We start from the raw sequence: 16,740 nt of genomic DNA on the forward strand, positions 1-16,740 counted from the left end.
CGGCGGGTGGCCGCGCCCGGTCGAGCGGCTGTCCCAGGTCTCGGTGCCGTTTCAGGCCTTGATCGGTCGTCGTCGCACGGAAGTGGTGCGGGCCGGGTCCTCGTCCCCCTCGCACAGCCGGGCGAGGCGGCCCAACATGGCGCGGTTCCTTATTTGCTGTGCCACCTCCAGGAGGCCGTTGTGCAAGGCGCCTCCGGCGCCGCGCAGGGGGTGTTCATCGAGGATGATCAGTGTGTGCTCGCCCCAGGGCCGCAGTTCCATCGCGATCCTCGCGGTCCCCAGCGGTCCGCTGTCCGCCTCCAGCTCGAGGACGGAGGTCGGCTCACTGCGGCGCACGACGGTCCGGTTGTGCAGGGTGAGCGGCCCGATCTTGATCTCGTAGCGGAGGGCCGCCCCCAGGTCGGGCCACCGTCCCTCGTCCAGCTCGGCTCGTGAAGGGCCCACGACCCAGTCCCCGTACCGTTCGACGTCGGACAGCACCTCCCAGACGTCCTGAGGAGACTTTCTGATCAGCCGGTGCCGTACGGCCATGCGTTCCTCCGCCGTTGGAGTGTCAGGTCCCTTGCTGCGCGTTTCCACGCTAGGCCCGGGCAGACACTCCCGCTCGGGGACGAATTCCGGTGCCGTCGGTCAGCTATCGGAGTGCAGCCCGCCGTGACCAGGGGCATCCTGGCCAGGGCGCCAGGCTGTTCTATGCGGAGGAGCCATGTCCGTTGGGAGTCCCCTGGCCGGCCGTACGGCGGTCGTGCCCCGAGCCGCCTGGGTCTCGGGGCCGAGATGGCCCAGGCGCCGGTGCGGTGCCCGGTGGTGCTGCCGATGTCCGCAGCCGAGCCGACCCACGCCCGCCCGATCCCCCGAAGACAGGTGGGTTCCGCGATCAGAGGGGCGCAGCCCAGGTCAGCCGCTGCGGTGCGGCGTTGTGTCAGGTGACCAGCAGGCGGTTGAAGAACGAACGGTAGTGTCGCAGTGCCAGGCGCAGGTCTTCGGTGTTCGCCTGTTCGCCTCGGTTCCACTGTCCTTCCAGTTCCTGTTTGTGGTCGGCGAATGTGGCGGCCAGCCTTTGCATCACGTCGGCGACGAGGGCGTCGGCGGTGTGCACGGCGTCGCGCGGGTCGTCGACGAATCTGTTCTGTACTTCCTGCCAGCGGGTGCGGAACCCTTCTTCGTCCTCAGCGCTGAGTAGCTGGGGGACGTCCTCCTCGGCTTGGGCGCCCTGGCCCGAGCTCTGGGTGCTGACGTCGGCCTCCGCGGTCCTGTCTTCAACGGGTCGGCCCGGCGTGTCCGTGCTCTCGCCGGGGAAAGTGGGAACATCGGTCTGCTCCTGCGTGCCGGCTGGGGCCTCTTGTGTGGACCGGTCGCGGGGCTGGGCGAGGTCGTCGGTGGACAGGCCGCTCGCGGTGGCGGTGCCAGGTGTGTCTTCGCGTTGCATGTCTCCTCCGGTCCCGGACGCCGGGGTGGCGGCCCGTTCGTTGAGCTGTTCAGGCCGGTGCATGGCGGGATTGCCCGCCGTCGGCGAGCAGTTCGTCGAACAGGGAGCGGTAGTGCACCATCGCCCCCCGCAGCTGTTCTGTGGTCGCCTCGTGGCGGGTGCTGAGGACGTCGACGTCGTGGGCGGACCGATAGTGCTCGAGCGTGCGGCCGTGCTCGACCGAGAGGTCCTTGAGCTGTTGCTCGAAGTCCTGGGTGGGGTAGCCGCGTTCGTGCATCAGGGAGGTCACCAGTTGGTCCGCGTCGTGCACGGCGTCCTCCGGGCGGTCCACGAACTCGTCCTGCACGCTGGTCCAGTCCCGCGTGTACCGCTCCCTGACACCGCTGTCCAGCGGCTTGATGTCCAGCGCGTCGTGCCGCTTCTCGCGGGCTCTGAGTTCGCGCTCTCCGGCCGTGCGGCTGTCGGCGTCCTCCATCGTGCGCGCGTACTCCGGGCCGAAGCGCTCGCGCAGTTTCCGGCGGCGCATGAGGAGCGAAACCGCGACGGCCGCCAAGGCGATCACCACCACGACGGGAATGACGATTGCCAGAAGTGTCCCTGTTGACATGGGGTCGAACCCCCTCACGGGTGCGCCGTATGTTCTCATTTGGGCGGGTTCCCTGGCTTTTGTCACTGAAACGAGGCCGTGTGGTTGGCACGGACGGCAGCGGCGGGTGGCGGCCGACGCGAGCACGGCAGTGAACCGACGCAACGCTCAGCGCCTGCAGGCCGGGACCGACCGTCGGGCGCAGACGGCGCGATGTCTTCCGGCGAAGTCGTGATCGCTCGTCCGGGCGGCAGCTCGTGATTCCTGCAGGCCTTCGGGCGCGCAGGACGAGGGGCACAGGCACCGGCGAGTGAGGGGCTGTCCGGATGTCAGTGCAGGATGCTCACGGCGCGGGCGATGACGAGGAGCGAGGTAAGGAGGGCGGAGATGCTTTCGATGCTCATCATGAGTTTGGCGCGGGTGGTGAGCGGCATGGTGTCCGTCGGGCTGAAGGCCGTTGAGTTCGTGACGGACACGTAGAGGTAGTCGACCAGGGTGGGGACCCAGTCGGAGGAGCCGCTGGCGCCGTCGGCGACTTCCTCGACAGCGTCGTCGTTCTCGTCCTGGGAGAAGCGGAAATCCGCCAGCGGGAGCTCGGCGCGCGGTGCCTGGGTGCGGCTGACGGGGCCGCCTCGGTCCAGTTCCCAGAACGCGAGACCGAAGACGATGATGTTGGTGAGCCAGACCTGTAGGGCGGCCACCAGGAGCTCGCGTCCGTCCTTCACTCCTGCGTGCACCAATTCGTCGATCAGGATGGCGAGCGCGACGAGGTTGCTCGCAGCGATGACGGCGACGAGGGTCAGCGACAGGATGCGGAACATTCTGGTCTGACGGGTCAGCCGCCTGGGGTTGATCGCGATGAGCGGAATGAGGAGCAGGACCTCAAGAGTGGGCAGCACGTATCGGGGTGCGATGAGCAGCTGCTGCGGCAATGCGAGGTAGAGGGTGATGGCGGCGAGGGTGGCCAGTACTCCGGGAAGTCTCGCCTCACCTCGTCGTTCATGACGAGGGTGCCGTGTCCGAGCGTCAGCGCGGCTCTGCGCCATGATCCGCTCTCCCCGTCATCTCTTGACGATCTCGGAGGAGTCTAGCCGGAGGCTGGATGGTGGTGATTTTCCGCGGCTCTGGCCGGGGAATCTGCCTGCAGCTGTGCACCCCTGTGGCAGCAACTTCCCTCAATCGCCGACCGGTTGACTCCCGAAAGCCCGTGGTACTCGCCTTCCATGGTCCAGAGGGCGGAGGAGAGGGGAGAGTGCCACAGGCCTGACGTGATGAGGTCTCCACGGTTCGAGGGGATTGACACCGGTGGCTGCTCGGCGGACCGCACCTCTAGTGCAATTCTGCGCCGGCCGTGCGAGGACGGTGCCCGGATCCCCGGATTTCCTGCAACGCAACGAGACTCGACTGACTGCTGGCGTACCCGCCGTTCCTAACGGGACTGCTGTTAATCGGAGTGCAAGAGGGGTACTCAGGGGCCCAGGTCGACCAGGTGGCCTTCCCTGTTGGGGACTGGCTCGGCTCAGGTTTCCCTGGTTCGGCCACTTGTGCCGGGGAAACCGTCCAACCGCTGCGCTCGGTGCCTGCCCTGAGCCGTCACCGGCATGCTCGGTGAGATCCGCGGGGGCGACCATTCCGCTTGTGCAGCGGCCTGCGGGTCCGTTCCGTGGCCGGAGACCGCTCTGAGCGGCCGGGTGTCGGTGCGCACCAGCTGGACTGGCTGTGGGGGCCAGGTGCCCGGTTTGTTGTGACCCGAGCGGGATATGTGTGGGGAGCATCGGAGGCCGAACCGGGGGAGGACAGGGCCGAGGAGGCCTATCCGTATCCGGCCGTGGGCGACCAGGTCCGTCGGGTCAAGAAGACCGCCCCGACCCGGCCGCATGCGTCCGCTCCGGATGATCCCGCCCCGCCCGGTGTTCCTCGGTGGTGGGCCGGCCTCTGGCCCGCTCCAGGGAGGCATGGGAACGGGCTTTCCGGGCCGGACGGGGTGGGGTGGAGGATGTAGCGCGCAGTCGGGAAGGCGGTGTTTACGGTCATGGCTGGGGGGCACACGAGAATTCGTGCTTCGGACCGAAGGCGCACGCCCCGCGGGGATTCCGTTCTCCCTGCCTGCTGCGGTTTCCTTCGGCGGGCAGGGCAGACCTCCCGCGCGGCGAACCTCTGACAGACACGGTTCAGGCCGCGCTCGGTATCTGGCTCCGGGGCCCGTCCTGAACCCCGCGTTCAGGAGCGATCCTTGTGCTCACTGATATGAACCCAGACTGTTCGCAGGTCGACAGCACCTCTGTCTCCCTTCTCACCGGGAGCGCGCGCCGAACCCGCGACGACTCCCCCCAGACTGCCGCGCTCTTCGAGCGGCTGGCGGAACTGGGCGAGGGGCCGGAACGGGATGCCGTGCGCGATGAGCTCGTGAGGGCCTGGCTGCCCATGGCGCACCGTATCGCCGGCCGGTTCCGTGATCGCGGTGAAGCCATGGAAGACCTGCGCCAGGTGGCAGCACTCGGGCTGGTCAAGGCCGTCGACCGCTTCGAGCCCGGCCGGGGGGCCTTCGAGAGTTACGCCGTGCCGACCATCACCGGCGAGGTGAAACGGCACTTCCGGGACCGCACGTGGGCCCTGCGGGTGCCCCGCCGGGTGCAGGAGCTGCGCAACCAGGTCCGTCTGGCACGCCGCGAGCTCACCCAACGCCCCGGCAGCCCCCAGCCCACCCCCGCCGACATCGCCGCCCGCACCGGCCTCACCGAGGACGAGGTCGCCACGGGCCTGGAAGCGCTGGAGAGCTACAGCACCCTCTCACTGGACGCCGCACTGGCCACCGACGACGACGCGTACAGCCTCGCCGACATCCTGGGCGTCACCGACCCCTCCTACGACGTCATCGTCGACCGCGAGGCGGCCAGGAAGGCGTTGTGCAGGCTCCCCGAACGTGAGCGGACCGTCCTCTACATGCGCTTCTTCCAGGACATGACACAAAGCCGCATAGCCGATCAGCTGGGGTACTCCCAGATGCACATCTCGCGGCTCATCACCCGCAGCTGCGCCCATGTACGCAGTGAGGTGCTGGGAGAGTGCGAGTGCCGCAGCCGCTCCGGCAGCGCCTCCGCGGCGTGAGGACTGCTCCACTCCCAGGGCCGGGTGGCCGCTTCCTCAAGCCCCATGCACGCTGTCATGACGGTTCCCACAACACCAGAAGGCCTCAGCCCCAAGGAGTCGCACCGATGTTGATGCCCCTCCCCGTCACTCTGTACCGGCTGGTCGCGGAATACGAGTCGCTCCTCGCCGAGGAATCGCCCGACGGCGCGACGCCCCCCAGCCAGCGCCGGCGGGACCTCGCCTACACCCCGTGCGTGTCCACCGGAACCCGCGAAGTCACAGACGCCCTCGACACCGCCCGCTCCTACCTGGCCAAGGCGGCCGCCACACCCGTCACAAACTCCCCGGCCGCCACGAGACTCCGAGCCGAACGCCGACCGGCTTCTGCACTTCCCAAGCCCGCAGCCATCGGAACGGCCAGTACGGCCAGTTTCCAGTGCGACGCCGGCGAACCGTCTGCCGGTCGCCGCGACGGCATCCTGCGCCCCAGGCACCGGCCCACGGCACCCCAGGCCGCGGGCGCAGGAAAGGCAACGGAGGGTGAGGCCTGAGACCCACTATCCGGGCCGAGAGGCCGCCCTGTCGTTGAGGAAAGGAAGTCATGCGTATGGGTCGCCGTTCGACGCTCACCCGCTGGCAGCGCTGGCGCTCCGGGCCCACGCTTCGCATTCCGCCCGGGGCGGACGACGTGGAGAACGCCAACCGCAGGTTCCTGCTCTACGGCGTCCTGCCGCTGTGGTTCGTCCCGACCGTCGCCGACTGGGTGATGCACCGCCGCTCGGACCGAAAGAGGGTTGACTCGGCTCTGGGACGCGTGCGGGTGAGAGCCGTGTCAGCAGGGCCCGGCAGACACGAACTGTCGGGCAGTGGTGCAGGTAGTGGCAGTGCAGGACGGTGCGGTGGTGGAGTCGCGAAGCCAGGGCTCGTGCAGGACGGCGACGGGGCTGACGACCGGACCGGGTGGCCCGCAGTGATCAGGGGCCGCCGCGAGCGGGACCGCAGTTGAGGCAAGTGCATTACCCGTTGGTGCAGTTCGCGGTACTCGGCAGTGAAGTCAGTGCGTGGTACTTCGGTGAAGGTGTCGGCTGCGGGCGCGCGCACCGGGACGTTCGGCAGTGGGGTTCTCAGCCGGAGCAGTTGTCGCAGGACGGGCGACGGGGCTGGCTGCCGAAGAGCGACGCTTCCTCAGGACGATGACGACTATCCCGCTTACACGATGGGCCGGGCCGCCGAACTCCTCGGCACCACCCAGGGCTTCCTCCGCGCGATCGGCGAAGCCCGCCTGATCACCCCGCTCCGCTCCGCGGGCGGCCACCGCCGCTACTCCCGCTACCAGCTGCGCATCGCGGCCCGCGCCCGGGAACTCGTCGACCAGGGCATGCCGATCGAAGCCGCCTGCCGCATCGTCATCCTCGAAGACCAACTCGAAGAAGCCCAGCGCATCAACGACGAACACCGCCGCGCTTCCCAGTCGGCGGATCCAGCGGCCCCGGCCTGAGCGGACTGGCGCCTTGGACTTCCTCGCACCCGCGCGTACGCGAAAGGGGGCCGGCCGAAGACACTCCCGGCCGGCCCCCTGGCTTGCGCCAGGGCGCTGATGTCAGATGCTGCGCCGGTTCTGGTAGTAGCTACCGACCTGCTCGTGATAGCCGGCGTCACCGGTGTGCTTGTCCTTGTCGAACTCGGGAGAGTCCTTGATCTGGTCCTTGGTGAGCGCGACGTAGATCTTCCGCTCGGCCTGGTCGACCGACTGCACGGTGCCGGCCGGGAGGAGAACGTGCTTGCCGAAGATCCACACGCCGGTGTCGACGACGAGGTAGGAGGAGCCGACGTCGTCCGAGTGCTTGTCGACCTTCCCGATACTGCCGTCGGTCGCCTCGACCTTGTAGCCGGTCAGGTCGGTGCCCGCGGTGTAGCCGGTGGTCGGCTGGTAGCCCCAGATGTTGTCACGCATAAAATCCCTCCTCAAGGAATCAATCGAATGCCGCCCACAGTCGAACTGCGGACTCGTTGAGACCGAGCGTCATCGTTGCTGACGCTTCCGGGAGTTCGGGTTCCCAGGCTTCTTGCGCCTATACATACGCGCTGCGGAAAGAGTGAACAGCCGAAGACGTCGTGCTGGAGGGTCATGGTTCCTGGCGTCACACCAGCCTCCGGCCATGGCTTCCAGCTACCTCGAACCGGAAGATTCGCCACTTTCATCCTGCAATCGCTGGGACGGGACATGGGGTGGGGCCCGACGCCGTAGCGTCGGGCCCCACCCCATGACGATGTGCTGTTCAGGCCGTCTACCAGCGGTACCAGCGGCCACGCCGGCCGCCGCTTGCTGTCGGACGGATCACGAAGCCGAGGACCCACACGATCAGCACGATCACGGCGATCCACCACAGTGCCTTCAGTGCGAAACCGGCACCGAAGAGGATCAGGGCGAGCAGAAGAACAAGAAGAACGGGAACCATAGTTATCAACCTCCGGACCGTCGTGTGCCCTGCGGATCGATCTCCATTCCTGCGGATTTTATGTATTACTTAGACGGTCCACGGCTGCGAATGCGGGGCAGTCCTCGGGTTGGTTTGAGGATGCAGATCCGGGGTGACACGGAGGGCGTAATTGAGTTCCGAATGAGGCAGGGGTGAGTGGTTGTGGCTGCGGACGAGAAGGCTCAGGCCAAGGGCGAGCAGGCCGAAGGCAAGATCAAGAAGGTCGTCGGCGGTGCGGCGGGCAACGAGTCCCTGAAGACCGAGGGACGCGCCGAGGAGTCCAAGGGCGACCTGCGCGCGGCCAAGGAGAAGGCCAAGGACGCCATCCGGCCCAAGTAGGCGCTGAGCACTTCTGATCCCGGCAGCCCGTCGGCTGCCGGGATTTGCGCTGCCGGTGCCGGCTCCGCTTTCACGACGGATGAACAGAGGGGCTACGTCATCAGCCCGCGACGGCACTGCGGCCAAGAAGGCGCGTGTCATGGGTTCGACGTGCTCCCGCTGCGGCCGAACGGTGGCAACTGCGGTCACGACGCAGCGACCGCGGACATGTGCGCTGCGTTCTGGGTGCCGGCACCGGACGGTCAGGCGGCCCGGATGAGCTGGGCCCGTCCGAACAGCAGGGCGTAGCCGTCGGGGAGCTGTCCGATGATCCGGGCGGTCAGGTCGTCACCGGCGATGCGACCCACGGCGCCGAGGACCGATCCGGTGTCCCAACGGGTCGTCGCCGGGGTGCCTCCGGTTCTCTCAGCGAGGTCCTTCACGAAGCCCCAGCCGGTCAGCGGGCTGCTCGTAGGGGGCTGCGAGGAGAAGTGGCAGGCTGCTTCCTGAGGGAGGCGAGCGGCGAGTTCCATCCGCTCGATGCCTGTCAACTGGCGGCCGAGGGCTTCGAGTACTCGGCGTACGACGCCTTCTGCGTGGCGGCGGGTGGGGTACGCGCCGTCGTAGCGCACCTTTTCCAGCAGCTGGTCAAAGGCGGCGGTTGCCGTTGAGGGAGGGGGCGCGGGGGGAGAGAGAAGAGTCATGAGGGCTTCGGCTTTCCTTGCGTGACCGTCTTCCTGCGGGAGAGCGGCTGTTCCGTGCGAACCGTGTCCTTCGCGGAGGTCGGTTGTCCGGCGTGGAGTGAGGGGGCCGGTGCCGCCGGGGCCCAGGCGGGATTGCGGGCGAACCGTCCTGGGCCCGGCCGGCGGACGTGTGACCGGCGGATCAGCTGTCGAGTACCTTGCGTTCGCCGGTGCCGCGCACGCTGATCTTGCGGGGCTTGGCCCGCTCCGCGATCGGGATGCGGAGGGTCAGGACGCCGGCCTCGTAATCCGCGGAGATGCGCTCGGTGTCGAGGGTGTCGGCCAGGACGAGCTGGCGGGAGAAGGCACCAAGAGGCCGCTCGGCCAGTTCCGTCTGGGCGCTCTCCGAGCGCGGCAGCGGGCGGCGCTCCGCCTTCACGGTGAGCATGTTCCGCTCGACGTCGATGTCGAGGGCGTCGGGGTCGATGCCCGGCAGGTCGAAGGCGATGACGTACTGGTCGCCGTCCCGGTAGGCGTCCATCGGCATCGTGGACGGGCGGGACCACGTTCCCGGACCCATCAGATGCTGGGCCAGCCGGTCGAGTTCCCGGAACGGGTCAGTGCGCATCAACACGGGATACACCTCCAGATGAGTTCAGGCAGTCGCTGCCAATGCGCTTCACCTGACACCGTTGTAACATGTCATCTGAACGACGACAAGTGAAACGTCATCCAGGAGATGACGATGTTGAAGAGGATGGGGAGAGTGAGCGGCAAACTTCCGGCGTCGGTCGCGTTCGCGGCGACGGTCACGGCGCTCGAGGCCCTCGCACAGGCCCTACAGGCCGCACAGTCCGCAAGGACCGCCCCATCCGACGATCCCCAAGGTGCCCTCGTGGCGCTGCTCCTCCCGCGGCAGGTTCGTGAACAACTGGCAGGCTGGGAGCCGGGACTGATCGAAGCGGCGCGGCAGGCGGGCGCGAGCTGGGCCGATCTGGCCCACCCGCTCGGTGTCTCCAGGCGCCAGGCCGCCGAACGCCCCTACCTGCGCGTGCGTCCGGTGAGGCGGGCGCCATCAAGGAACAGCGGGTGCAGGCCACTCGCGGTCGGCGCGCGGCAGACCGCTCCGTAGCTGCCTGGGCCCACGACCACGCCGCCGCACTCCGCCGGCTCGCCGGGACCGTCACCGCCCTGACGGATCTCCCCCGACACCGCGACGAGCGCCATCACCGCTCTCCATGCCGCCCTCGGTGACAGCGACCCGGCCCAACTTCTTGGCCCCCTCTCCGATGCAGGCCCACACCTGTGCGCGGATCACCCGGCCCAGGCCGACCGCGTCATCCACATCAGCCGCCACACCCGCGAAAGACGCGAGAACGAACAGCGACAACGTTCATCCCTCGAGTCGTGACCGCGTCGGGCGGCCCTCTGGACGTCTCGCAGCGGTGGACCCGGCGCCGCGGTCGGCAGACACAAGCTGGTCCCGGACCCTCCGCCATAAGGGGGCGGGGGCGGATCCACGCAGTCGGCTGTGAGTGCAACGTCTGCCGAGCGATATGCATATTTCCGTTCTAGTTTGTCACTGTCACTGATTTTCCTATGCAAGGAGCAGGACATGGCTGGCAAGGGCGGCATGGACAAGGCCAAGGGCAAGATGAAGGAAACGGTCGGTAAGGCCACCGGCAACGACCGGATGAAAGCCGAGGGGAAGATGGACCAGGCGGAGGGCGAGGTGAAGGAAGCCCTGGACGACGCCAAGGACTCCATGCGCGGCAAGCACGGCAAGCACGGCAAGCGCTGAAGCACGGATCGGCTCCGCTGAAGGGCCCGCCCTCTCGGAGGGCGGGCCCTTCAGCGGAGCCGATCCGGCATCCGGGCGCTGCGTGCTGACACTGTCGGCCTGCGGAGTCCCCACCGCTCGCTGATCATGGGTGCACCAGGTGTGCTTGGACGAGGTGGGTCGAACTGCCGGTCATCGAGTTCTGAGAGCGTCGCGACGAGCTCGCAGTGTGCCGGCCCGCGAACTAGGCGCAAGTGGACATTTGTTGCTAATGGTGTGAATAGGGCTAGGTGGTCCGGGTAGTCCGTCAAAGGACTAGTGAACGGAGCGCATCGTGATCATCAAGAAGATGCATGACATGGGTATCCGCAGCGAACATGCGTACCTGGCCGCCATGGCATCCATAGGCCTCACCGTCGTCGCCTGGGCGGGCTCCTTGAAGATAGAGCCCGGCATCGACATCGCCCGGGCCGACCGCTGGGGAATCTACATCGGCGAATGGGCCCCCACCTTCTTCGGTCTTGGCCTGGCACTCTCCCAGTACGAGCAGCAAGAGGACGCCATCGCCGGCGAGTTGTCGGCGCATCAGAGCGTCGGCTGACTGGCGGGGGTCCAACTGCGCCCGGGGCAAACGGCGTTCCGTCGAACATCCACGCAGGGGTGCGGCATGCGTATTGCCTGCGAGCGGATCTCTTTGTGCTGATCGGGGTCGAGTCCGTCTCGAAACGGTCACTGCCCAGTGCGGCGATATGTCCCGAACGAGCGGACGCGGCAACGAACGGACGCGGCTGCACGACCCGGGAGTGCTGTAGGCCCATCTGACTCTGCTGAACCCGGGACTTGAAAGACGGAGAGATCGGCCTGGAGGAGTTCGAACGAGAGGGGAGCGGCTGCTCGATCGGCTGTATGTCGCACGGGCCTGTTTCGCGCCCCGAGTGATCGAAGGTGACACAGTCATGGATGACAAGGAAAAGGCGGTTCTCGCGGCTGCGGTAGTGGGTGGCTACGTGCTGGGCCGCACCAAGAAGGGCCGGATGGCCCTGTCCATTGCGACCTATCTGGCTGGCCGGCGATTCGGTCTCGAACCTCGCCAGCTCGCCGCCGAGGGAATGCGCAGGTTGGGGGAGGTTCCGCAGGTCGCCGAGTTGCAGGAGCAGTTGCGCGGGGAAGTGCTGGAGGCGGGCCGCAAGGCCATGAGCGCCGCCGCCAACCGGGGCATGAGCGTGCTGGCCGACACCCTCAGCGACCGCACGTCCCGACTCCTGGAGAAGGCGGATCAGGAGGAGGGCGAGGAGGAGCGCGCGCCGGAGGACGAGGGCGTGGACGCGGAGTACGAGGAAGAGGAAGAAGAGCCGGAGGAAGAAGAGCCTGAGGAAGAAGAGCCGGAGGCCGAGTACGAGGAAGACCAGGCCGAGGATCAGCCCGAGGAAGAGGGAGAGGAAGAGGAAGAGGAAGAGCCGGAAGGCGAATCCCCAGAAGAGGAACCGGAAGACGAGCCAGAAGCGAAGCCGCGGAGGCCTCGCGGTTCGCGATCGGATCGGTCCCGCGGGACGCCGGCGGCACGCGAGAAGGCTGCTCCCGCCGGCAGGGAGAAGCCTCGGGCGGCCAAGAAGACTGCACCGGCGAGGAAGACGGCGCCCGGTAAGAAGACCGCCGCGAAGAAGACTGCTCCGGCCAAGAAGACCGCCGCGAAGAAGACGTCGTCTTCCAAGCGAGCAGCATCCAAGCGCGCCGGTCGTGGGAGGTAGGCGGCGATGACCAAGACGGAAAAGGACGAACCGGCGGAGGAGACGTCGGGCGTGGACCGCCTTCGCGGAGAGCTGTCCAAGTTCGTGTCCGCGCAGGTGGAGAACCTTGCGGAGAAAGCCGGCGACAAACTGACGGACGTCGCCGGGCAGCTCAGCGATTCGGCCGAGAGTGGCTCGCTCCCCGCCATCGGGTCCCGCATGCTCCAGGGCGACTCACCGCTGAAGGCCTTCGTGTCGGAGAAGGCCAAGGGTGTCAAGGACAACGTCGTGGAGAAGGCCAAGAGCGCTTTCGGGGGCGGCAAAGGGAAGCGGAAGGCCAGCGGCGGCAAGGTCATGAACATCATCGAGGTTCTCGATGTCGGAGTGCCGCTCCGGGACACCTATGACTACTGGACGCAGTACGACAAATTCAGCAGCTTCGCCAAGGGCGTTCGCGACGTCTCCAAGGACGATGAGGGCGGGAGCGACTGGAAGGTGAAAGTCGGCCCTTCGTCGCGCAGCTTCAAGGCGACCGTCCAGGAACAGATTCCTGACGACCGCATCGTGTGGACCTCCGAAGGAGCCAAGGGGAGCACCCGGGGCGCGGTCAGCTTCCACGAGTTGGCGCCCACCCTGACCCGGATCGTGCTGGTGGTGGAGTACTACCCGTCGGGGTTGTTCGAGAAGACGGGCAACCTCTGGCGGGTGCAAGGGCGCCGCTTGCGGCTGGACTTCAAGAACTTCCAGCGATACGTGACCCTCACCAACGAGGAACCCGAAGGCTGGCGGGGCGAAATCCGTGACGGAGAAGTCGTCGTGTCTCACGATGACGCCGTGGAAGAGGAAGAGGCTCAGCAGGAGGATTCCGAGGGTGAAGAGCCCGAGGGTGAAGGCGATACGGAGGAAGGCGCCGACTCGGCGTACGAGGACGAGGACGAGGGCGAAGAAGCGGCGGAGGACGCATACGAGGACGAGGACGAGGACGAGGACGAGGAGGGGGCGGAGGATGAGGAAGGGGCGAACGCGAACGAGGACGAGGAGGGGGCGAACGACGAGGAGGAGGCTCCCGGGAAGAGGAGGGAACAGAGACGACGCCGTGACTGACGTCGACTTCCGGCCGGGCGGGCATCAGCTCCGCAGGACGTAGCCAGGATGCAGAGCCTGGTTCATACGACGCGCCGCGCATCCATGTTCGATCCTTTGCCCAAGACCCACTGTTTTGCTCCTTCGGTCCTTCCATCGCTCGTGCCCGGCCCTGGCCAGGAGGGAGCGGGCTGCGTCCGCGAGGGAGACCGTGCTCACGAGGTCGTGTCCGTCGATGACAGGCGGGCGGCACGCCTTGTGGCTGGTCATGGTGCGGATGATCTCGGCGGTGCAAAAATGCATGATGAGAGCAATTGTTCGTATTGATAAGTTTCCATGTCGTTCTGAGGGTTACGCGGCAGATGGCCCGAGGGAGGCAGGAGGCCAGGATGATCACTCAAGGGCAGATTGCCGCCGTGCTGGACCATCCGGTGTACGACGTCGACGGAAACAAGATCGGCGACACCAGGCATGTCTTCCTTGACGATGCGACCGGCGAACCCGAGTGGGTCAGTATCAAGACCGGGCTCTTCGGCACCAGCGAGTCCTTCGTCCCCACTCGCGAGGCCACCATGGTGGATGACCACCTGGAGGTCTCCTACGCCAAGGCCACCGTCAAAGACGCCCCCCATGTCGACGTCGACGCCGGGGGCTTCCTCACGGTGGACGAGGAACACCGTCTCTACGAGCACTACGGCATCGCGTGGGACGAAGACGGAGGTTGGCAGCAGGTCGTCAACCAGCCTGACCAGGGAGGACGGGCCCGCACCGACTCACGGGGCGGCCCTGATGCCACCGAAAGCGCCTCACTGCCCTACGGCAACACCACCGCTTCGGGGATCACCCGCGACGGCACAGAGACTCCCGACACCGAGTCTGTCCGCTCCGATGGTTCCGAAGACGGTACGGGCTCGATGACGCGCTCCCAGGAGGGGCGGCGCGCCGGCATGGACAGCCCCGCGGCAGGGCAGGCACGGCTGCGTCTGTACGTGGCTCCCCAAGAGCGGCGATAGGGAATCGCATCCTCCGGACGGCCAGTCCGCCGACGCGGTCCCGGCGGGGATCGCCCCCCCACGTACGGGCGACACAGGGGCACGCTTCCGGCTCGGTTCCTTCGTCCTGCCTGTGCAAGCTGCGGGTTGGTGAACACGGCCGCGGGAACAGCGTCGTAGGACATCGAACACCTGGGTCACCAGCCGCAAGCCGGACGACCGAAGGGTTACGCGAAGCCTCCCGCACCGAGTTCGCCAAGGTCCGCAAGGACTTCAGGTGACCGAGCATCGGCACCGGTCTATTCCGGTCGGACGTTAGCCGCCCCGTTCGCCGGGAACCCGTCTACCGCATCCGAGTGGCCCTCCGCGTCCGGGCGCTCGTAGAGGGGAGCCGATGGTGACCGAGGCACGTGGATCGGAGACGGTGCTGGACACACGTGCCCTGGAGAAGGTGCTCCGCGAGCGGGTGGACGGCGAGGTGCGGTTCGACGCGGGCAGCCGGGGGGCCTACGCGACGGATGGCTCGAACTACCGGCAGGTCCCGATCGGGGTCGTGGTCCCGCGCACGATCGACGCCGGTGCTGACGCGGTCGCGGTGTGCGCCGAATCGCGGACCGGCCCGAGGGCTCTGCCCGTGACGGCCGTCTGCCGGCCGCGGGCGCCGCAGCCTGCGCCCTTGGAGCGGCAGTGGCCGCGACCTGCTGGTTCCGCAGCCGGCCATCAGCGCGATGAGAGGAAATCCTGTGTCCATCAAGGTGTCCGACTACGTTCTCCGGCGGCTCCGCGATTGGGACGTCGACCACGTCTTCGCCTACGCAGGCGACGGAATCAACGGCCTCCTCGCGGCTTGGGGCCGATCCGACAACAAGCCGAAGTTCGTCCAGTCGCGGCACGAGGAGATGTCCGCGTTCGAGGCCGTCGGCTACGCCAAGTTCTCCGGCAAGGTCGGCGTCTGCGCGGCGACTTCGGGCCCCGGGGCGATCCATCTCCTCAACGGTCTCTACGACGCGAAGCTCGACCACGTTCCGGTCGTCGCCATCGTCGGACAGACCAACCGCAGTGCCATGGGCGGAAGTTACCAGCAGGAGGTCGACCTGCTGAGCCTCTACAAGGACGTCGCTTCCGAATACTGCGAGATGGTGACCGTCCCCGAGCAACTGCCCAACGTCATCGACCGGGCCATGCGCACCGCGTACGCCAAGCGCACCGTGACGGCGGTCATCATCCCCGCCGACGTACAGGAGCTGACCTACTCGGAGCCGACCCACGCCTTCAAGATGGTGCCGTCCAGCCTCGGCCTGACGCACTCCGCGCCGGTCCCGGCCGCGGCGGACCTCGCCCGCGCCGTCGAGGTCCTGGACGCCGGCGAGAAGGTCGCGATCCTGATCGGGCAGGGTGCGCGCGGTGCCAGGGCCGAGGTGGAGGAGATCGCCGACGTGCTCGGCGCCGGGGTGGCCAAGGCGCTGCTCGGCAAGGACGCGCTGCCGGACGATCTGCCGTATGTGACCGGATCGATCGGGCTGCTCGGCACGCGCCCTTCCTACGAGTTGATGCAGGACTGCGACACCCTGCTCGTCGTCGGCTCCAGCTTCCCGTACACGCAGTTCCTGCCCGGGTTCGGCCAGGCCCGTGCCGTGCAGATCGACATCGACCCGTTCATGATCGGGCTGCGCTACCCCTTCGAGGTCAACCTCGTCGGTGACGCGAAGCAGACGCTCAAGGCCCTCCTGCCGCAGCTGAAGCGGAAGCAGCACGGCAAGTGGCGCAAGAAGATCGAGAAGGACACGGCCCGCTGGTGGGAGGTCATGGAGCGGCGCGCGGCCGTGGACGCGGACCCCATCAACCCCGAGTACGTGGTGCACGCGCTCGACGCACTCCTGCCGGACGACGTGATCCTGGCCGCCGACTCCGGCTCCGCCGCCAACTGGTACGCACGGCACCTGCGGATGCGCGGCGCCATGCGTGGTTCCCTGTCCGGCACCCTCGCGACCATGGGGCCGGGGGTTCCGTACGTCATCGGCGCGAAGTTCGCCCATCCCGAGCGTCCGGCGCTGGCGATCGTGGGCGACGGAGCCATGCAGATGAACGGCATGGCCGAACTCATCACCGCCGCCAAGTACTGGCCCGAGTGGGAGGACCCGCGGCTGATCATCGCCGTCCTCAACAACCAGGATCTCAACCAGGTCACCTGGGAGATGCGCGCCATGTCCGGCGCCCCGCAGTTCCTGCCCTCACAGGCGCTCCCGGACGTTCCGTACGCCGACTTCGCCCGCTCGATCGGCCTCGGCGGGCTACGGGTGGAGAAGCCGGGAGACGTGGAGGACGCCTGGCGGCGGGCGCTCGGCGCCGACCGGCCGTTCGTCATCGACTTCCGCACCGACCCCGCCGTACCGCCGATCCCGCCGCACGCCGACCTCGACCAGATCGAGGCCGCGGCCTCCGCCGTCATCAAGGGCGACAGCGACCGGACCGGCATGATCCGGCAGGGGCTGAAGGCGAAGGTGCAGGAAATGCTCCCCGGCGGCAAGCACCGCCAGGACAAGCCGGAGGAGTGATGACCCCGCGCATCGCC

The 16,740-nt window shown here is 67.6% G+C and carries 19 protein-coding genes and 2 pseudogenes; 13 read left to right on the forward strand and 8 right to left on the reverse strand.

Features of this window, described 5'->3' with window-relative positions:
- Positions 1–51: 51 nt before the first annotated feature.
- The 4 genes from OG485_RS35485 to OG485_RS35500 all read right to left on the reverse strand — a co-directional run bounded on the left by OG485_RS35485 (position 52) and on the right by OG485_RS35500 (position 3,061).
- Positions 52–531, reverse strand: coding sequence for an SRPBCC family protein (locus OG485_RS35485; RefSeq protein WP_328672636.1), 480 nt, complete (start codon positions 529–531; stop codon positions 52–54).
- A gap of 391 nt (positions 532–922) precedes the next feature.
- Positions 923–1,429, reverse strand: a complete 507-nt coding sequence (locus OG485_RS35490; protein WP_328672637.1) for a hypothetical protein — start codon at positions 1,427–1,429, stop codon at positions 923–925.
- 49 nt (positions 1,430–1,478) lie between these two features.
- Complete coding sequence (locus OG485_RS35495; RefSeq protein WP_328672638.1) at positions 1,479–2,036, reverse strand: hypothetical protein; 558 nt, start codon at positions 2,034–2,036, stop codon at positions 1,479–1,481.
- 308 nt (positions 2,037–2,344) lie between these two features.
- Positions 2,345–3,061: a hypothetical protein gene (locus OG485_RS35500; protein ID WP_328672639.1), complete on the reverse strand. Its 717-nt coding sequence runs from the start codon at positions 3,059–3,061 to the stop codon at positions 2,345–2,347.
- Between the two features lie 1,201 nt (positions 3,062–4,262).
- Between OG485_RS35500 and OG485_RS35505 the strand changes: the two genes are divergently transcribed.
- From OG485_RS35505 to OG485_RS35520, 4 genes are all read left to right on the forward strand, one after another.
- A complete protein-coding gene (locus OG485_RS35505) occupies positions 4,263–5,123 on the forward strand; it encodes a SigB/SigF/SigG family RNA polymerase sigma factor (protein WP_261709642.1) in 861 nt (286 codons plus the stop codon).
- Positions 5,124–5,230: 107 nt separating this feature from the next.
- A complete protein-coding gene (locus tag OG485_RS35510) occupies positions 5,231–5,656 on the forward strand; it encodes a DUF5133 domain-containing protein (RefSeq protein WP_328672640.1) in 426 nt (141 codons plus the stop codon).
- A 50-nt stretch (positions 5,657–5,706) separates the two neighbouring features.
- A complete protein-coding gene (locus tag OG485_RS44105; RefSeq protein ID WP_443048826.1) occupies positions 5,707–6,111 on the forward strand; it encodes a hypothetical protein in 405 nt (134 codons plus the stop codon).
- 210 nt (positions 6,112–6,321) lie between these two features.
- Complete coding sequence (locus tag OG485_RS35520; RefSeq protein WP_328672641.1) at positions 6,322–6,603, forward strand: helix-turn-helix domain-containing protein; 282 nt, start codon at positions 6,322–6,324, stop codon at positions 6,601–6,603.
- 102 nt (positions 6,604–6,705) lie between these two features.
- Here OG485_RS35520 and OG485_RS35525 read toward each other — a convergent pair whose 3' ends face one another.
- Both OG485_RS35525 and OG485_RS35530 read right to left on the reverse strand, forming a co-directional pair.
- Positions 6,706–7,059, reverse strand: coding sequence for a PRC-barrel domain-containing protein (locus tag OG485_RS35525; protein ID WP_328672642.1), 354 nt, complete (start codon positions 7,057–7,059; stop codon positions 6,706–6,708).
- 334 nt (positions 7,060–7,393) lie between these two features.
- Complete coding sequence (locus OG485_RS35530; protein ID WP_261710066.1) at positions 7,394–7,564, reverse strand: hydrophobic protein; 171 nt, start codon at positions 7,562–7,564, stop codon at positions 7,394–7,396.
- Between the two features lie 183 nt (positions 7,565–7,747).
- On the opposite strand from OG485_RS35530, the gene OG485_RS35535 reads away from it, so the two are divergent.
- Positions 7,748–7,924, forward strand: coding sequence for a CsbD family protein (locus OG485_RS35535; RefSeq protein WP_328672643.1), 177 nt, complete (start codon positions 7,748–7,750; stop codon positions 7,922–7,924).
- A 242-nt stretch (positions 7,925–8,166) separates the two neighbouring features.
- Here OG485_RS35535 and OG485_RS35540 read toward each other — a convergent pair whose 3' ends face one another.
- Both OG485_RS35540 and OG485_RS35545 read right to left on the reverse strand, forming a co-directional pair.
- Positions 8,167–8,607, reverse strand: coding sequence for a DUF2267 domain-containing protein (locus OG485_RS35540; protein WP_328672644.1), 441 nt, complete (start codon positions 8,605–8,607; stop codon positions 8,167–8,169).
- A 181-nt stretch (positions 8,608–8,788) separates the two neighbouring features.
- Positions 8,789–9,220, reverse strand: a complete 432-nt coding sequence (locus tag OG485_RS35545; RefSeq protein ID WP_328672645.1) for an Hsp20/alpha crystallin family protein — start codon at positions 9,218–9,220, stop codon at positions 8,789–8,791.
- A 105-nt stretch (positions 9,221–9,325) separates the two neighbouring features.
- On the opposite strand from OG485_RS35545, the pseudogene OG485_RS35550 reads away from it, so the two are divergent.
- From OG485_RS35550 to OG485_RS35590, 8 genes and pseudogenes are all read left to right on the forward strand, one after another.
- Positions 9,326–9,997: pseudogene (locus OG485_RS35550) on the forward strand (type III effector protein).
- Between the two features lie 204 nt (positions 9,998–10,201).
- The gene (locus OG485_RS35555) at positions 10,202–10,387 is read left to right on the forward strand and encodes a CsbD family protein (protein WP_328672646.1); all 186 of its coding nucleotides are present in this window, start codon (positions 10,202–10,204) and stop codon (positions 10,385–10,387) included.
- 313 nt (positions 10,388–10,700) lie between these two features.
- Positions 10,701–10,967 carry a hypothetical protein gene (locus tag OG485_RS35560; protein WP_328672647.1) on the forward strand — a complete coding sequence of 89 codons (267 nt, stop codon included), beginning with the start codon at positions 10,701–10,703 and terminating at the stop codon, positions 10,965–10,967.
- A 355-nt stretch (positions 10,968–11,322) separates the two neighbouring features.
- A complete protein-coding gene (locus OG485_RS35565; protein ID WP_328672648.1) occupies positions 11,323–12,114 on the forward strand; it encodes a histone protein in 792 nt (263 codons plus the stop codon).
- 6 nt (positions 12,115–12,120) lie between these two features.
- Positions 12,121–13,197, forward strand: a complete 1,077-nt coding sequence (locus OG485_RS35570; RefSeq protein ID WP_328672649.1) for an SRPBCC family protein — start codon at positions 12,121–12,123, stop codon at positions 13,195–13,197.
- A gap of 368 nt (positions 13,198–13,565) precedes the next feature.
- Positions 13,566–14,189 carry a PRC-barrel domain-containing protein gene (locus tag OG485_RS35580; RefSeq protein WP_328672650.1) on the forward strand — a complete coding sequence of 208 codons (624 nt, stop codon included), beginning with the start codon at positions 13,566–13,568 and terminating at the stop codon, positions 14,187–14,189.
- Between the two features lie 373 nt (positions 14,190–14,562).
- A pseudogene (locus OG485_RS35585) lies at positions 14,563–14,772 on the forward strand (hypothetical protein); the annotation flags it as partial.
- A gap of 124 nt (positions 14,773–14,896) precedes the next feature.
- Complete coding sequence (locus tag OG485_RS35590; protein WP_328672651.1) at positions 14,897–16,723, forward strand: thiamine pyrophosphate-requiring protein; 1,827 nt, start codon at positions 14,897–14,899, stop codon at positions 16,721–16,723.
- Positions 16,724–16,740: the final 17 nt, after the last annotated feature.

This window comes from Streptomyces sp. NBC_00328 (assembly GCF_036139655.1).
In the GTDB taxonomy this organism is placed as follows: domain Bacteria; phylum Actinomycetota; class Actinomycetes; order Streptomycetales; family Streptomycetaceae; genus Streptomyces.

What these genes read in the sequence shown, in the direction of transcription:
- OG485_RS35580 (WP_328672650.1), top strand. Translation starts at nt 13,566, where the DNA reads ATGATCACTCAAGGGCAGATTGCCGCCGTGCTGGACCATCCGGTGTAC.
- OG485_RS35530 (WP_261710066.1), bottom strand. Translation starts at nt 7,564, where the DNA reads ATGGTTCCCGTTCTTCTTGTTCTTCTGCTCGCCCTGATCCTCTTCGGT.
- OG485_RS35520 (WP_328672641.1), top strand. Translation starts at nt 6,322, where the DNA reads ATGGGCCGGGCCGCCGAACTCCTCGGCACCACCCAGGGCTTCCTCCGC.
- OG485_RS35500 (WP_328672639.1), bottom strand. Translation starts at nt 3,061, where the DNA reads ATGGCGCAGAGCCGCGCTGACGCTCGGACACGGCACCCTCGTCATGAA.
- OG485_RS35510 (WP_328672640.1), top strand. Translation starts at nt 5,231, where the DNA reads ATGTTGATGCCCCTCCCCGTCACTCTGTACCGGCTGGTCGCGGAATAC.
- OG485_RS35495 (WP_328672638.1), bottom strand. Translation starts at nt 2,036, where the DNA reads ATGTCAACAGGGACACTTCTGGCAATCGTCATTCCCGTCGTGGTGGTG.
- OG485_RS35540 (WP_328672644.1), bottom strand. Translation starts at nt 8,607, where the DNA reads ATGACTCTTCTCTCTCCCCCCGCGCCCCCTCCCTCAACGGCAACCGCC.
- OG485_RS35565 (WP_328672648.1), top strand. Translation starts at nt 11,323, where the DNA reads ATGGATGACAAGGAAAAGGCGGTTCTCGCGGCTGCGGTAGTGGGTGGC.
- OG485_RS44105 (WP_443048826.1), top strand. Translation starts at nt 5,707, where the DNA reads ATGCGTATGGGTCGCCGTTCGACGCTCACCCGCTGGCAGCGCTGGCGC.
- OG485_RS35485 (WP_328672636.1), bottom strand. Translation starts at nt 531, where the DNA reads ATGGCCGTACGGCACCGGCTGATCAGAAAGTCTCCTCAGGACGTCTGG.
- OG485_RS35590 (WP_328672651.1), top strand. Translation starts at nt 14,897, where the DNA reads ATGAGAGGAAATCCTGTGTCCATCAAGGTGTCCGACTACGTTCTCCGG.
- OG485_RS35525 (WP_328672642.1), bottom strand. Translation starts at nt 7,059, where the DNA reads ATGCGTGACAACATCTGGGGCTACCAGCCGACCACCGGCTACACCGCG.
- OG485_RS35505 (WP_261709642.1), top strand. Translation starts at nt 4,263, where the DNA reads ATGAACCCAGACTGTTCGCAGGTCGACAGCACCTCTGTCTCCCTTCTC.
- OG485_RS35490 (WP_328672637.1), bottom strand. Translation starts at nt 1,429, where the DNA reads ATGCAACGCGAAGACACACCTGGCACCGCCACCGCGAGCGGCCTGTCC.
- OG485_RS35555 (WP_328672646.1), top strand. Translation starts at nt 10,202, where the DNA reads ATGGCTGGCAAGGGCGGCATGGACAAGGCCAAGGGCAAGATGAAGGAA.
- OG485_RS35570 (WP_328672649.1), top strand. Translation starts at nt 12,121, where the DNA reads ATGACCAAGACGGAAAAGGACGAACCGGCGGAGGAGACGTCGGGCGTG.